The 16,396-nt window shown below is 41.2% G+C and carries 10 protein-coding genes; 4 read left to right on the top strand and 6 right to left on the bottom strand.

Annotated features, from left to right (window positions below):
- Positions 1-83: 83 nt before the first annotated feature.
- Positions 84-2,999, bottom strand: coding sequence for a TonB-dependent receptor (locus J4E76_RS12265; protein ID WP_208504565.1), 2,916 nt, complete (start codon positions 2,997-2,999; stop codon positions 84-86).
- Between the two features lie 183 nt (positions 3,000-3,182).
- Here J4E76_RS12265 and J4E76_RS12270 point away from each other — a divergent pair, with 183 nt between their 5' ends.
- The 4 genes from J4E76_RS12270 (at position 3,183) to hemB (ending at position 5,948) form a co-directional block, all read left to right on the top strand.
- Positions 3,183-4,055 (top strand): CPBP family intramembrane glutamic endopeptidase, encoded by an 873-nt coding sequence (locus J4E76_RS12270; protein WP_208504566.1) that lies wholly within the window; start codon positions 3,183-3,185, stop codon positions 4,053-4,055.
- Positions 4,042-4,677: a DUF2975 domain-containing protein gene (locus tag J4E76_RS12275; RefSeq protein WP_208504567.1), complete on the top strand. Its 636-nt coding sequence runs from the start codon at positions 4,042-4,044 to the stop codon at positions 4,675-4,677. The genes J4E76_RS12270 and J4E76_RS12275 overlap by 14 nt, the downstream gene beginning before the upstream one ends.
- 2 nt (positions 4,678-4,679) lie before the next feature.
- Positions 4,680-4,892, top strand: a complete 213-nt coding sequence (locus J4E76_RS12280) for a helix-turn-helix transcriptional regulator (RefSeq protein WP_208504568.1) — start codon at positions 4,680-4,682, stop codon at positions 4,890-4,892.
- A gap of 81 nt (positions 4,893-4,973) precedes the next feature.
- Complete coding sequence (gene hemB, locus J4E76_RS12285) at positions 4,974-5,948, top strand: porphobilinogen synthase (RefSeq protein ID WP_208504569.1); 975 nt, start codon at positions 4,974-4,976, stop codon at positions 5,946-5,948.
- Here hemB and J4E76_RS12290 read toward each other — a convergent pair.
- From J4E76_RS12290 to J4E76_RS12310, 5 genes are all read right to left on the bottom strand, one after another.
- Positions 5,927-6,991, bottom strand: a complete 1,065-nt coding sequence (locus tag J4E76_RS12290; RefSeq protein WP_208504570.1) for an FAD-dependent oxidoreductase — start codon at positions 6,989-6,991, stop codon at positions 5,927-5,929. The genes hemB and J4E76_RS12290 overlap by 22 nt on opposite strands.
- Positions 6,992-6,994: 3 nt before the next feature.
- On the bottom strand, positions 6,995-7,933 hold the full coding sequence (locus J4E76_RS12295) for an alpha/beta hydrolase (protein WP_208504572.1): 939 nt from the start codon (positions 7,931-7,933) through the stop codon (positions 6,995-6,997).
- Positions 7,934-7,967: 34 nt separating this feature from the next.
- A complete protein-coding gene (locus tag J4E76_RS12300) occupies positions 7,968-9,065 on the bottom strand; it encodes an acyl-CoA desaturase (RefSeq protein WP_236017416.1) in 1,098 nt (365 codons plus the stop codon).
- Between the two features lie 177 nt (positions 9,066-9,242).
- Positions 9,243-9,617 carry a co-chaperone GroES family protein gene (locus tag J4E76_RS12305; RefSeq protein ID WP_208504574.1) on the bottom strand — a complete coding sequence of 125 codons (375 nt, stop codon included), beginning with the start codon at positions 9,615-9,617 and terminating at the stop codon, positions 9,243-9,245.
- Between the two features lie 101 nt (positions 9,618-9,718).
- Positions 9,719-16,396: HYR domain-containing protein (locus tag J4E76_RS12310; protein ID WP_208504576.1), on the bottom strand; the 6,678-nt coding region annotated here is incomplete at its 5' end.

Below are 16,396 nucleotides of genomic sequence, written 5' to 3' on the forward strand. Positions count from 1 at the left end.
AAAGACGGTTGATGTGAACTTGACTCACGGATATAGCAGTGAACTTTTTAAATCTGAAGTGTCTTTCTTTATGAGGAATTCTATCAATTATTATCATTACCACCTCGTCTGCCTCCTAATCCCCCAGCGCCTCCAAATCGCTCACGCAATTGTCGAAGCCTGTCGTTTTCCACAGGTAGCTGTTGTCCCTGGCCAAAGCTTCTGATATTATAAACAAAGGACAACATGAAGTACTGAGTAAGGATTTGTGTTTGATTATCTTCAATATACGATCCGGTAATTGACCTTGTAATACTCTGGTTTTGTTTCAATAGATCGAAAACGGATAGCTTTATCTCTGCCTTCTGTTTCATCAGTTTCTTGCCCATTTCCATATTCCATAACACAAAACTTTGGTTAAAGCCGTCTGCGAGACCAGAGTTCGCAGTATGGCCTACTGTAGATCTGAATACAAAACCATCTCCAAAGATCCAATTAAGCCTGAGTCTTGTCGACTGGGTAAAGTAGTCAGTGTCATTTGCTGACTGGAGGGTATTACTTACAGTGCTGAAACTTGAGTTGCTTGAAATGGTAAAATCCACTTTTTCACTAATGTTGCTACTTAGAACTAGTCCGAGTCCAACAGTTGGGGTCCTAGCCTGGTTTAATTCATCATTGATTAACTCTGGTGTCTGCGTAAAAGAAAGGGTCCCGGTAAAATTAAGGTTTGACTTAATGAAACCCAATGGCAGGCCGTAGGCCAAAAAGCTCCTGACGTTCCAATAGCCATTCAAGTTAACTGGTTTGCTAAATCTAGCACCTGGCTGCAAAGTAATGCCATCTATTATCGTATTTCCTCTTGATGCAATGGTAGTACTATTGCCTATGTAATTATCTGAGAAAGTACCACTGAGCAGTGTAAAGAAGGTTCTGGAAGTTTCGCTATCTACCTTATTATACCTTATCGTGGCAGTGTGTTGATAGCGTTGATCTAACTCTGGGTTACCCGAAGTGATATTCAGCGGATCCGTATTATCTATTACGCTTTGTAGCTGATTCACGCTTGGCGCATTGGTGGATGTTCGGTAATTGATGCTCAGGCTTTTTCCTCTGTCGAACCTGAAGCGATAGTTGATTGATGGCACAAAATTATTGAAGTTGCGATCCACATTGTCAACAACAGGAAATGTCTGGTCGTTATCCAAAATAGCGCGCTGATAGGTTGCACGCAGTGTTAAGGTGCCTTTTGTTCCTCTCAAATTGTAACCTATAGTTCCCTGGTGTGTGTAGTAATCATTTTCAAAAGTGTTACTCAAGGGCGTATTTAAATCAGTATAAGCATCGTTGCCCTCATTAAAGTCAAAAGTTTGGCGATCAGAGTCATTGAATTGATAGCCATATCTGTAGGTAAAAAGAATTGAGCTTCTATCAGCCAATGGCTCAGTATAGGTGGCATTAACAGTCATATTGAAGCCATCTTGATTTTGATCCGTAAACTGATCGAAGTCGATTGATCTTGAAGGGCCAGTAAAAAACTCTGATTCAGAGAGAAGAAAACTATCGCCATTATTGTTGTTCAATCCAGTGTTTACGTTGATGGAGAAGGTTCTTCCTCTCTTTTCAAATGAATGTCTCCAAAGAAGGTTATTGCTAAAGCTAAAGGCTTCAAGTGCCGATGTATTTTCTGAATTGATGGTGTTCAAGATGTCTGTTCCTAAGAAAGTTGTTCCATCAGTCAGGGCTGAACCTGAATTGTCCTGATAAGTAAACCTTGGACGCATTATGATAGAGTTGCGGTCATCAATTTTATACTCTAGTTGACCACTGAAACGGTGATTGGTGTTTCTGCTACCCTCAAAACTAGTTTCATCGTAAGTCTGCCCTTCATTTGCCGCCAAAGTGAATTGTCTGAAAATAGATTCATTGGAAGAATTATCAGATTGGTTAAAAAAGTAACTTCCACTGAACTTTATCCTTTTGGTGTCCTCATAAGAGTAATTCACTCCAAAGGCTTTTGTCTCGTTAATTCCGCCTTGTTGACCAACTTGAAAGTTGCCGGCATTACCACCATTGGCAAATCGACCACCTCCAGCTCCTCCGCCACCGGCTGCACCACCACCGCCTCCGCCACGGCCACCACGACCACCTCTTCTACCTCCGCCTGAAGTAATACCCAAAAGGTCACTGGTTGAAAAGTTTTGGATGTTGATGTTGTTGACTTGCCCAAGAAAAGTGGTTCTTGCCTTAGGACGGAATAGATTGATACTTGCACCGGCATTGTAGGTGTCATCCGTTCCGGCACCGGCATAAACTCTACCGAACTCCCCGTTCCGCATACTCACACGGGTGATGATATTCATTGTTTTGGATGTCTCACCATCAAGGAAACCCGTGAACTGAGCTTGATCACTGGCTTGGTCATAGACTTGAATTCGTTCGATCATCTCAGCTGGTAAATTCTTTAATGCAGCGTTTGGATCGTCTCCAAAAAACTCTCGACCATCCACTAATACTCTACTAACATTTTCACCTTGTGCTTGTACCTGACCATTTTGAATCACTATTCCTGGCATCTTTTCAATAAGGTTTTCTGCGGTAGCATCAGGATTGACCTTGAAGGCAGCAGCATTGAATTCTGTAGTATCGCCATTCTGTTTTACACGCTCGGTGAGACCTTCTACTACTACACCATCCAGATTTCTTGTGTCTATGCCCAAAGCAATGTTGCCAAGGTCGAGAGAGGCGTCTTTGATCGTGAAATTTCTACTGAATTTCTTAAAGCCTACATAGGATACACCGATCTGATAGTTGCCGTTGGTAATGCTGGTCATACGGAAGCCGCCCTGATCATTGGTCGAATAGGCCTTTGCTGTAGAGTCAGAGAGATCTATCAGTAGAACAGTAGCAAACTTGAGAGGTTTGTTAGATGCACTGTCTAACACACTGCCCTTGATTACCCAGTATTGGGCAGAGGCTGAGAAGGAGATAAGAAATAAGATGACCGTAAAAAAGTGTCGCATGTCGTTGAGATTTGAATTTTAGACATTGTCATATCTCAAAGGTTTAGTTAGCGTGTTTTTCAATAATTAATTATTGTTTTTCAATAATTAATTATTACATTTCGAAAATCATAGACAAGGCTGCTCACCCGGAGTTGCCGAATAAAGAACCTTTAAGCACCGTCAATTTTTGATTTGAGAAATATGAATATGAAAGTAGAAATGAGTAGAAGTTTGAAAATTCGTTGGGTACTGGCAATTAGTTTGGGCTTTGTTTTATTCCTGAACCTAGTACTACCACTGCGCTCAATTATAGGCGACTTTATTGAAGGAGAGAAAACTGTGAGAATGGCAGCTGGTATTATTATCAGGTTTATAATGTTCGCCATACTGGTCTACTTGATTAGGAGGTTCAAATTTGAAAAGTTTATTGGAATTGGGGCTGGCATTGAGAAAGGATTCTATATGCGCCAAAGCATAATACTTTTAATCCCTATGGTATTTATTACTATGGGAATAATCAGTGACTTCTCTGTATATGTAAATGCGGGAAGTGGCATACTTACCTTGTTTTTAATTGAGCATTTTTTTGTTGCTCTCATAGAGGAGCTGGCTTTTAGAGCTATTATTCTTCCCTTAGTGATTCAGATTCGAGCCAATAAGAAACGACTACTTTTGGTGAGTGTTTGTCTAACATCGTTAATCTTTGGTGCTCTGCATTATCTTAATTTATTTCGTGAACCAGGTAACTTCTCAGGAATCACTTTTCAGGTTGTATTTGCTTCTGCAATTGGTATATTCCTTGGCGGGCTTTTGCTCAGGACAAGACATATTATTTTCCCAATTATGATTCATTTTTTAGTCAATGCAGCTTTTGGGAAAAGTGAATTGAGACCGGAGAATGAAGATCTGGTAACAGAAGCTGTCGGAAGTAGCACGGATTCATCTTCTTTATTTGTAACCCTTGGCCTATTTGTATTTGTGGCTATTGGAGGAGTTGTCATGATCAGAAAGGTCGATCGAAATGAGATTTTAAACACATTAAACACTAAAATAGATAGCAATGAGATGGAATAGAATGATAACCTCGGTGTGTGTGTTTTTACTCCAATTAATAAGGGTTTTGATAGGCGTTGTTGCGGCTTTTATTCTGGGTGCTTTTATACTAGGGAAGCTTGAAGCACCATTATCGGTTAATCTTGATGATAACTACAGTCTAAGCCCACCTATGGAACAATTTGCTGAAGTGACGTATAAAGGTGAGAGATATACCGAAATCAGTATCAGGCCAACCTCCTATAGATTGGAATTAGAATCACTTCCAATTTCGAATGTTTATTTGATTATCTCTATGATAGTTCTCCTGGGAGCTTTTTACTATCTCGTGCATGTATTGATCAAGTTGCTTAAATCTATAGAGGAAAGACAATTTTTCAGTCTTCAGAATGTAAAGCGAATAAGGATTGCAGGTGTCATGGTTATATGCTATTCTGTTCTATCTTGGATCTATGGATATTTGGTCAGGTATTTACTCATTGACTATTTAGACATAAAAGGGGTTTTTCACATGAGTAGCAGGATTTCAACACAGTCGTCTTTTTTCAACTCATATTTATTCTTAGGATTGATGATTCTATTGGTTGCAAATGCTTTCGAACACGGTGTGAAATTAAAAGAAGAACAAGAACTAACCATCTAATTATGGCAATCATAGTGAATCTTGATGTGATGCTTGCCAGGCGAAAAATGCAGAGTAAAGAGTTGGCCGAAATTGTAGGAATAACCCTTGCCAACCTCTCTATTCTGAAAACGGGTAAGGCCAAAGCAGTTAGATTCAGTACACTAGAGGCTATCTGTAAGGCACTGGACTGCCAGCCAGGAGATATCCTAGAATTTCAAGACGAGGAAGAATAGAGAATATCCATATTCGGTGGTTCATGCAAAATGCAGGAGTATTTCTGTTTTAAGCTATCTTTGCCCGGTAATATTTATCGTATGGACATCAGACCTAGAAGAAATCGAAAATCAGAGGCTATCAGAAGTCTCGTTCAAGAGACCACGGTTACTACCAATGACTTTATCTTTCCTCTTTTCCTTCTAGAAGATTCGAATGCTACTCTGGAAGTGGCTTCTATGCCTGGAATCTATAGAATGGGTCTTAATTATATGCTTCGTGAAATTGAATCATGTTTAAAACTCGGTATTCAGGCCTTTGATATTTTTCCTGTAGTTGCTGAGTCATACAAAGACAAAACTGCCACCAAGAGCTACGACAAGAGTTTTTTCTATCACAAAGCACTAACTAAAATTAAGCAGGAATTTCCCGAAGCGGCAATTATGACTGATGTTGCATTGGATCCTTATAATTCTGATGGTCATGATGGTATCGTCAAAGATGGTATTATCCTGAACGATGAGACGTTAGAGGTACTTGGAAAACAAGCCTTATCTCAAGCAGAGAGCGGTGCTGATATCATTGGTCCTTCGGATATGATGGATGGCAGAGTAGGTTTTATTAGAGAAACGCTCGATGACAATGGTTTTACCGATGTTTCGATAATGTCATATACCGCTAAATATGCCAGTGCATTCTATGGCCCGTTTAGAGACGCGCTTGATTCAGCTCCTAAGAGCGGTGATAAGAAGACTTATCAAATGAACCCTGCAAATCAGCGAGAGGCCTTAATTGAGGCGGATCTTGATGTCGATGAGGGTGCTGATTTCTTAATGGTAAAACCAGCTTTGGCTTATCTGGATGTAATCAAACTCTTGAAAGACAACTACTCGCAGCCGATAGCAGCATATAATGTAAGTGGAGAGTATGCTATGCTCAAAGCAGCTGCGGAAAAGGGTTGGTTAGATTACGATCGTGTAATGGCGGAAACATTGTTGAGCATTAAAAGAGCGGGGGCTGATATTATTCTTACCTACCATGCTAAGGAGTTTGCTCAACTTTCTGGGGCACTCTGATACTGCTCTAAAACTCTTTGAGCAGTGTGTAAACCACTGAATACCGCACCATCCATATACCCAGGATAGGCCAGTGAACTTTCAGTTCCTGAGAATATTAACTTTCCATTAAATGCTTCTTCCCTCAGGAGTTTATGACCATTGTTCTGATGGGGGACTACGTTAATAGATCCTTTGATTGATGTGAATGGGTCATTAGCCCAAAGGTGTTCTGAATATTCTAGAAAGTCATTTGCTTCATGGCCGAAAAGCCTGACAAGTGTGTTTATAACTTCTTCTTTTCTCCCTTCCTCACCTTTTTGTACCAAGTTTGGGTTCAGAAAGCCTTTGAGTGCATAATAATTCTGTTCGAAGTTACTGTGATCATGTACTTCTTGGATAATGCCGCCTTGAGAAAACGCCATACCAGAAAGTCCTTTCTCTTTCCAAAACGGTTTTGCATAGCTGACTCCATATTTAATTGATTCACCCATCCATGTATGTGTCTGCTCCATGATGGCTACCTGTTCACTAGGAAGTGTTGGGTTGAATTCAACTTGCTGAATGGTCAGCTGAGGAGGAATTGTATTAATGACTTTGGAAGCCTCAAAGCTACTGCTATCTCTTAGTTTCACTTCTATTGAGTTTCCACAATCATTAATGTTAGTTACAACGGCATTAAAGGTTATGGAGCCCTTTGGTAAATGATCAACTAGGCTTTGGATGAGTTGAGTACTTCCTCCTTTAATTCTATACGAAGGAGCTTGGCCAGGAGGGAAGTCAAAGTATTGTATGTCTTGGTATGCAGAGACTTCATAAGAAATTTTACCCTCAGTATGCTGAGGGAAAACTTCAACCTCTAGCTCTTTCAACAATTGAAGGAGGTGTGTATGCTGTCCACCCAGCCAAGTGGCACCCATCTCCAAAGGTCCATCAAGACTGTTTATTCTTCCACCAGGACGATCCCTGGCTTCTAAAATCTTATAATTGATTCCTTTCTTATTTAATGAGTATGCCGTGGTCAGTCCAGATAGACCAGCTCCAATAATTATGACATCATACATGTTCTATTTAAGAGATACACCCTTTAGAAAGTTCACTAATGCATGAATAAACTGAGGCCTAGGTGTTTCCATAAAAGCTGCATGATCGCCACCCTCAATAACTGTCCATTGCTTGTGAGCTGTGCCTAGCCTCTCGAACAGTTTGGTCTGTGTAGCTGTAGGACCAATTGGATCGTGTTCGCCTTGGAGGATGAGCGTGGGTACCTGGACCTTTGCGGGATCAAGCGCATTAAACTGATCCATGCTTTTCATATCTACCCGTACAGGGTCATATTTTAAGGCCAACGTGACATAAGCATCAATGGCTTTTTGGCTTATCGAGCCTGGAATAATGAAGTCACTAGCAGCGGCCTCTGCAGTGTTGATAGTTTTAGCAGGCTTTAAATCTGATGCATCAGGTCCGAAAATTTGATCACTGTCCTTCCAGTAGCCAAAAAGGGATAAGGAGGACATTAGCTCTGGCTTTTGTTGAGCTGCTAGATGAGAAATTGTAGAGCCCATAGACCACCCAAAAAGGTGTGGTGCTTTCTTGTCTTTTCTGCGTTCGGCTATCCAGTTTAAGGCATTGGCCACATCCATGGCGCCTTTATTTGGAGTTTGCCACTCACTATCATCCCGAGGTGTTTCTCCATATCCTCTCAGGTCTATGGCGAATACTGAGTAACCTTCGGCTACTAGGCCATCCATTAAGGAGAGATCTTCACCCTCTACTTGTAGGTCAAAGTCAGGCACAGCACTCCAGGTGCGTCCGTGTACTAGTAATATCGATTCGGTAGCATCAGGATTAGACTTTTCCCATAGTGCGATAGGATGCCCTTCAGAATCGAAAGTATGCTTGACCAGCTCAACCTTAAGGTCTTGCTCTTCTTTATAATCAGTTGAGTTAGTGCAGCTGAGCACAAATAAAAAAGCCGCAATTGTCAGAATTAGTTGTTTTCTCATCAATAGCGGCATTTAGAATGTTTTACTGGAAGATTTATGCAGTTTCGACTCTGCCCAGTGTCTTTAACATCTTGGCATGACTAGCAATAGCCGAAACGAAAGTAGGCTCAAGGTTATAAGGTAATCCGTACTCTTGTGCGGTCTCACGAACAATTTTAGAGATTCTCTTATAGTGAACATGACAAATGTTCGGGAAGAGGTGATGTTCGATTTGGTAATTCAAACCTCCAACATACCAGAAGAATAACTTGCTCTTAGGTGAGAAATTGGTGGTTGTGAAAAGCTGATGTACCGCCCAGTTGTTCTCCATGTTACCCAAATTATCAGGGATTGGGTACTCTGAATTAGGCATTACATGGGCAGGTTGGAAAATAAGTGCTATCCAAAGACCAGTGATAATATGCATGGTTAAAAAGCCAATGACTACTATCCACCAAGGTGCTTGAATAAAGATTAAAGGCAATACTAAAGCGTAAGCATAGTAGGCGATTTTGGAAAATATTGTTTCCGTAAGAACGCTTCTATAAGTTCTCCTTTGACCTTTAATAAGGTCCATTTTCTTATACCTGTTCAATTGAACAAAGTCTTTAGTGGTAAGCCATAGGAAAGTCATAATAGCATAAAAGAACCAACCGTAGATGTGCTGAAACTTATGTAGTCTATAATGCTTCGCGTGAGGCGAAAGGCGCATTAAAACCCCTGGATCAATGTCCTCGTCAACACCTTCAATATTAGTATAAGAGTGGTGAAGAACATTGTGCTGGATTTTCCAATTGAAAGAGCTCGCCCCAATCAGGTTCATCACATAACTCATGTACTTGTTCACAGTCTTGTTGTTTGAGTATGAACCGTGGTTGGCATCATGCATTACTGATAGGCCAATACCCGACATTCCGAAGCCCATAATGCCCCACATTATGATAATAAGCCATGGTTGTGTAATTACGCCAGTTAGCATAAGTACATAAGGACCAAAGTACATTAAGAACATAGCAGCTGTTTTGCTAAACATGGTGAGGTTACCATGAACTGAGATCTCGTTCGAATCGAAGTATCCTTTGACACGCTTACGCAGGTCGCTGATAAATTCGGCTTGATTCGTTCGAGAAAATTTAATGCTCTTGTAATTCATACTATTCTGTGACCTAATGCTTCATTACTGAAGACTTTGTTTCGATACTTTGTTTCGATGTGGTCAAAAAACTTTGATCACGTCTATACTCTCTATAACGGCAATTACTTCTATTCGACCATGCCGGTGAGAATATTGTTGCAAAATTAATCATTAAATCCCTGTTATCTCAGCCATTCAAAGATCTTCCTCACGTTCGAGCATCAAAACCGATGCTTGAGGCACTATAAACAGCTTTTCTCCTTGGTAAACTATTTCGACCGCCCCTTTTTGAAGGAATATGGCAAGATCTCCTTCTTCTGCCTGTAGAGGAACGTACTTTACTTTGTCATCGTTCCCTTTCCAATGTTCATCATCATCGGTTGGCATTGGTATCGGGTAACCTGGGCCTATTTTGATAACGTATCCAGTCTGAACCTTCTCTTTCTCTTGTACTCCAGGAGGTAAGTACAAACCGCTTTCTGTTTTGTTAGGAGCCTTCTTTGGCCTGATTAAGAGTCTATCACCTACTATGATCAGTTTTTTCAATTTATTGTTAGCCGTCAATTCCATATGATCAAATTAGTTGCCTTAAATATATAATGGGATGGGGAGTAAATGAAAAGGGCCAGCATAAAGCTGACCCTTTCTCCTTGTTGATTGGTAAAAGGAGATTAATGTTTAATTATCAATTTTTTGGTTTCTACAATTCCAGCGGTATTGACTCTGATCATATAGAGTCCGCTGACAATATCCGACCCATTGAATTCAACGGAATAGGTTTTGTCTGCCTCAATATCACCTTCAAATAGTTTTCCTATCAGGTGTCCTTGCGTATTGTAGATGTTAACACTGGCAGGTCCAGATACACTGGACTTGAAAGTCACATTTGAGATATCTCGAGTTGGATTAGGGTATGCGCTTAGTTCTACTCTTATGGTAGTGGCTACTTCTGGAAGATCAGATTCTGTGGTAACTCCTTTTGGAGCACGAGCACTAGGTAATATTACTGAGCATGATCCAAGTTTTGCACCATTAGCGATTAAATCTGCCGCTTGTTCCTGACTTACACAAATCGACTGTCCTTCATAGCATAGTGTAATATTCCCGTTCCAGCTGATTAAATCAAGGTCACAATTACCAGGGTTCGTTCCAGGGTCCCCACAATTCGAAAGATCCATATTAATGTCACCTTGTACCCAGTTGCCATGATCATTTCTATAGTAGAACCATCCAGAGATGCCATAATTAGCATTTTTATTATTTGCCTTGTTTCCAATTTGGAAACCAAATTGATAATTAGAAGGCATATGGCTTACCATCTTCTCTCTTCCGGCATTGCTTCCCTTACCTATTAATTTGCTCACCTTGCTAACGTCTAGTATATGGTAAGTCCAGTCTTGGTATGCAGACCCCGCAATTCCTTGTTCGTCTTTATAGCTTCTTCCTAAAGCGCTCCACTCATTCCAAGTTTTTCCTTCATCAAGGTAGAACTGAATATCCCATTTGTCGTTAGGATCATGCTTGTTATAGACTGCACCAGTAACTGTCACTGTTCCATCTTCTAAATGGCTCAAAGTGCCAAAGCCGTTCTCGAACATATATTTAGCATTGCCTTGAGAGCTATACTGACTTAACCAAAGGGCATGTCCGTTATTACTGTAGCTGGTGACATCGCATGTTGACTCTACTTCTACCTCGTCTGGAGTATCATTGATTGAGCAAGAATTATCTTGTTTGTCTTTGAAACCAGTAACGGTAAATGGCCCAATATTTTTACCTACTATATCGATATAGCATGAGGTATATATTTTGTACAAGTAGGCTCCAACTCTTAGGTAAGTCTTGGAGTCCAATAGACCAGAATTTCCGTACCCATTGATAACTAAGGTTTGTCCATTCTGAACATATTTATACTCACCAAGGATAACATTACCCCATCTATTATAAGCTTTTATCCATGTGCCTGAAGTACCATTGTATACAACAGTAATCTCCTTCATTCCTCCGTTACAGTCGCAACCTTGGTTTATATTACCTGATTGACCTCCGTAGTAGGTCGAAAGCTGAGGATCATTATCATTAAAGGTGGTTAAACTGTTGTCGAATTCGGCAATACCTAGTCGACCGTTGTCATCATCATCATCGCCCTTCTTCTTATCATCATCATCATCATCTCCTTGGTCTTTGTCGTCATCATTATCGTCATCCTTCTTATCATCATTATCATCGTCATCATCTCCCTTATCGTCATCATCATCTCCCTTGTCATCATCGTCATCATTACCTATGTCGCCATTGCCAATGCCCGACATACATACGACCCCTTCTCCATCGGTATAAGCATCAACCTTGAAAGGGCCATAGGATTTACCAACAATACTTTCTGAACAAGAGGTGTGAATCTCATAGTATTTATACCCGATTCTTAAATAGGTCTTAGAATCGAGTCTGCCCTTTTTGTCAAAACCATTGATGGTCAATTGATCACCGTTTTTGACATTATAGAATGTCTTGATTACGCTTCTTCCATTCTTTTTGTAAGCTCTTATTTTTGCCCCAGATACACCGTTATAGGTAACCGTGAAGTTTTGCATTTTACCTTCGCATTGACAGACAGTTACGTCATCATTACCTCCGTTATTGTTATCATCATCGTCATCTCCATCATTATCTCCACCATTGTGGTCGTCATCGTCATCCCCACCCGGGTTGTCGTTTCCACCACCGTTGTTATCGTCTCCACCGCCATTGTTATCGTCACCGCCTCCGTTAGGGTTTTCAGAAACTACGCCTCCTTCACATCGTACATCAACTACGTGAATCGTAAATGTACGTTCCATTGTACAGCCATTGACATCAGTAACCTTAACAGTATAGTTGGTGGTGATTTTAGGAGCTACAGTTGCGCTGTTGTCTTCAATACAGGAAATATCTCCATCAGATGACCACTCGTACGTATAATCTCCATTACCTCCAGATGCAGCAGCACCTAGTGTTACTGATTGATCACCATAACCCAAGTAGATCGTATTAACTACCCCAGCTTCTCCGCCTGGTAGCGCAGGAGTGACGTTCGTTTCAATTGATAAAGCATCTGGTTCTGTAAGTTCAATTGTCTTACTGGCTTCAGTGCCATTTCCATCTGTAATGGTCAGTGTATAGGTTCCTGCAGAAAGATTATTCACAGAAGCTCCAGAGGTTCCATTACTCCAACTGTAAGTATATGGCGCGCATCCACCTTCAACAGTCGCATTGATAATACCATCACTTCCGCCATTACAAGTTATATTGAAGCCTTCTGTATCATTGTATACATTGGCATCGAGTGTAATCGAAATTGGTAACGCAACAACTGTTACATCGAAAGAACTATTTACAGAGTTACCATTGTCATCAGTGGCGGTGTATGTCACTGTTGTAGTTCCAACTGGGAAGACATCTCCCGGAGAATGAGTGCTTGCTAATGTCACATTACAATTGTCAGTGGCATATGGCGCAGTCCATGAAATGGCTTGACCGCAATCGGTATCAGTTTCGTTATAAACAATATTTGATGGGATTCCACCAATCTCAGGAGCAATGTTATCAATGACAGTTATGGTTGCAACGGCTGTGGAGGTATTGCCACTGATGTCAGTAACTGTTAGTGTTACTGTGTTGTCTCCAAGGTGAGCGCAATCGAAATTCGTTTTGTCAACAGATACATTCGTTACACCGCAATTATCAGTGCTACCATTGTTCACCTGATTTGCTGAAATACTTGCTGCTCCGTGCTCATCTAAGTAAACGGTCAAATCCTGAGTAATAGCAGTTGGTGCGATGTTGTCTACTACAGTAACAGTTGCTGTTGCAAAGGCAGTGTTACCCGAGTTATCGGTACCGGTAAGCTTAACTGTGTTAGTGCCAAGGTTTGAACAATCGAAGCTTGTTTGATCAAGACTTAATGTGATGTTGCAGTTATCACTTGAACCATTATCTACCTGGCTGTTGGTGATTACTGCTTGACCATTCTGATCTAGTGATACAGTTATGTTTTGAACAAGAATAGTAGGAGCTATTTCATCTACAATAGTCACTGTTGCTGTTTCTGTGACGGTATTGCCTTGGTTGTCAGTTGCTGTAATTGTTACAGTCTGCTGACCTAGATCGTTACAAGTAAAGTCTTCGGTAGAGATGGTTACTTCAGCAGTAGCACAAGGTCCATCGCCTACTGTATAAATAGTGCTAGTGATATCTAGGTTAAAGTCTCCCTGAACTGTGTTACCCTGATCGTTTTGGTAAGTGAACCATCCTGAGAAGCCAAGACCAGTGTCTTTGTCATTGGCAGCTTCTCCTATCTGGAATCCATAGTTGTAATTAGCTGGTGCATGAGCTAGTGTCTTTGTTTTACCTGCATTGTTACCAAGTCCCGTTAAGGTTGAAGGGTTAGAAGGGTTGGTATCCATGATATAGAAGTTCCAATCCAGGTAGTTATCACCAACATTGCTAGCACTTCCTTTCCAAGATCTACCTAAAGCAGACCATTCATCCCATGATTTCTTATCAATTAGGTTCAACTGAACTGCCCAGCTATCATTTTCATCATTGATGTTAACAAGAGTACCGGTGACAGTAGCAGTACCATCAGCCTGCTGAGTTAGAGAACCTTCATCTTGAAGGAAGTGGAATTTTCCAGCCTGGTTGTCAGGAGTGTATTTGCTTAACCAAATGGCATGAGAAGAGCTGTTTCCATAATGCTTGACGCCACGCTGAGTTGTTACTCCAACTACCACATCACTAGGTGTAATAGAACCTAATCCATTTTCATCCAGACTAACTGTTGCTGGTTGAGAAGTAATTGAAGGAGCAGCATTGTCTACAATTGTCACTGTTGAGATTGCCGTAGATATGTTGCCAGCATTATCAGTGACGGTAAGTGTTATGGTATTCTCTCCAATGTTAGAGCAATCGAAATCGGTTTGACTAATTGTAACACTAGCGACTCCACAGTTGTCGGTGCTACCATTGTTAATTTGATCAGCAGTGATGGTTGCTTGTCCATTTTCATCGACAGAGATTTCTAAGTTTTGTGCTATTGCAGTAGGAGCGATGTTATCAACCACAGTAACAGTTGCTGTGGCAAAGGCAGTGTTTCCTGAGTTATCGGTTCCTGTGAGTGTAACTGTATTAGTTCCTAAATCATCACAATCGAAGGCTAGCTTGTCAAGGCTCAATGTGAGATTACAATTATCACTTGATCCATTATCGACCTGAGGGATTGTGATCGAGGCAGTTCCGTTTTCGTCCAGAATAATTGTCACATCCTGCGCTACAACTGTTGGTGCAGTTACATCCTGAACTGTTACGTTGATCGTTTTTGTAGTTGTATTCCCAGCAACATCGGTAACCGTGTATGTTACGGCATGGGCTCCTAAATCACTACAATCAAATGATGTTCTACTCAGTACTTTAGTCGCTATGCCACAGTTATCGGTGCTTGAAACTTCAATTAGGTCTGTTGTCAACTGAGCCGTTCCACTGGCATCTATGTTAATGATAGCATCTTGTACCGTGACCATTGGTGCTGCATTGTCGATGACCGTAACAGTCGCAGTTGCGGTAGCACTGTTTCCGCTTGCATCAACACCTGTTAAAGTGACTGTGTTAACCCCCAAATCACTGCAATCAAAGTTCAGCTTGTCAAGGCTTAGTGTAAGGTTACAGTTATCACTAGAGCCATTATCTACCTGAGGGATTGTTATTGATGCTAAACCATTTTGATCCAATACAAGACTGATATCTTGAGCAACTACAGTTGGCGTGATGTTATCGACAATTGTAACAGTAACCGTTTGAGTGGTAGAATTACCTGCACCATCTGTAACGGTGTATGTAACTGAATTGGAACCAATATCAGAGCAATCAAATGTAGTTTGACTGAGTACTTTAGATACAATACCGCAGTTATCAGAACTTGCTGATACTTCAACTGCGTCTGTTGTCAGGCTTGCCCCTCCATTTGCATCCAAATTCAAGGTTACGTTTTGGGTGGTAACCGTTGGTGCGATGTTGTCTACTACAGTAACAGTTGCTGTTGCAAAGTCAATGTTGCCTGAGTTATCAGTACCAGTCAGTGTAACTGTATTAGTTCCCAAATCATCACAATCGAAGGCTAGCTTGTCAAGGCTCAAAGTGAGGCTACAATTATCGCTTGATCCATTATCGACCTGAGGGATAGTGATCGAAGCAGTACCATTTTGGTCTAAGGCAACTGTAATATCCTGTGTTATTACTGTTGGTGCTGTGGTGTCTGTTATGACCACTGTCGCAGTAGTAGTAGCAGTATTTCCGGCATTGTCAGTTACTGTAAGTGTAACAGTGTTTTCACCAATGTTTGAACAATCAAATGTAGTTTGACTGATAGTCAGGTTGGCAATTCCACAGTTATCTGCACTGCCATTATTGATCTGGTCAACGGTGATACTGGCGACACCATTTGCGTCAAGAGAGACTTCCAAGTCCTGAGCAACAGCCGTAGGGCTAATGTTGTCAACGACAGTAACAGTCGCTGTTGCAAAGGCAGTGTTGCCAGAGTTGTCAATACCTGTGAGTGTAACTGTGTTGGTTCCTAGGTCATCACAATTGAAGTTGAGTTTGTCAAGACTTAGGGTGAGGTTACAGTTGTCACTGGAACCATTGTCAATTTGAGGGATTGTGATTGAAGCTTCACCATTCTCACCTAATGTGACAGTAACATTCTGAGTCACTACAATAGGGGCGATGTTATCAGTAACGGTGATGGTAGCGGTAGCAGTAGCGCTGTTGCCATTGGTATCAGTTACAGTAAGTGTTACAGTTTGCTCACCTAGGTCACCACAACCGAAGGTGTCTCTGTCCAGGGTGATAGAAGCGATACCACAGTTATCAGAAGAACCATTGTCAATTTGAGAGGTAGTAATGCTAGCCACCCCATCTTGATCTAAGAATACTTCAAGGTCTTGTGCGATGGCAGTAGGAGCGATGTTATCTACTACTGTAATGGTAGCAGTAGCAGAAGCTGTATTGCCACTAGGGTCAGTGCCAGTAAGTGTTACGGTATGCTGCCCGACATCACTACAATCAAAGGCGAACCTGTCAAGGCTTAGTGTAAGGTTACAGTTATCAGAAGATCCATTGTCAACATCTTCTACAGTGATAGCAGCAAGACCATCATTGTCAAGAGCAAGGGTAAGGTTCTGCGCTACTACAGTAGGAGCGGTATCATCAGTAATGGTAACATTAAAGGTGTTTACGGTTTGGTTACCAGCATTATCAGTTACAGTAAGTGTTACCTGATTAACACCAGTATCATCACAGTCGAAGCTTGTTTG

This window comes from Roseivirga sp. E12 (assembly GCF_017592825.1).
Taxonomy (GTDB): domain Bacteria; phylum Bacteroidota; class Bacteroidia; order Cytophagales; family Cyclobacteriaceae; genus Roseivirga.

Bases quoted from the DNA above. Each gene is read 5' to 3' on its own strand.
- J4E76_RS12270 (WP_208504566.1), top strand. From the start codon at position 3,183: ATGAATATGAAAGTAGAAATGAGTAGAAGTTTGAAAATTCGTTGGGTA.
- hemB (WP_208504569.1), top strand. From the start codon at position 4,974: ATGGACATCAGACCTAGAAGAAATCGAAAATCAGAGGCTATCAGAAGT.
- J4E76_RS12275 (WP_208504567.1), top strand. From the start codon at position 4,042: ATGAGATGGAATAGAATGATAACCTCGGTGTGTGTGTTTTTACTCCAA.
- J4E76_RS12300 (WP_236017416.1), bottom strand. From the start codon at position 9,065: ATGAATTACAAGAGCATTAAATTTTCTCGAACGAATCAAGCCGAATTT.
- J4E76_RS12295 (WP_208504572.1), bottom strand. From the start codon at position 7,933: ATGAGAAAACAACTAATTCTGACAATTGCGGCTTTTTTATTTGTGCTC.
- J4E76_RS12305 (WP_208504574.1), bottom strand. From the start codon at position 9,617: ATGGAATTGACGGCTAACAATAAATTGAAAAAACTGATCATAGTAGGT.
- J4E76_RS12290 (WP_208504570.1), bottom strand. From the start codon at position 6,991: ATGTATGATGTCATAATTATTGGAGCTGGTCTATCTGGACTGACCACG.
- J4E76_RS12280 (WP_208504568.1), top strand. From the start codon at position 4,680: ATGGCAATCATAGTGAATCTTGATGTGATGCTTGCCAGGCGAAAAATG.
- J4E76_RS12265 (WP_208504565.1), bottom strand. From the start codon at position 2,999: ATGCGACACTTTTTTACGGTCATCTTATTTCTTATCTCCTTCTCAGCC.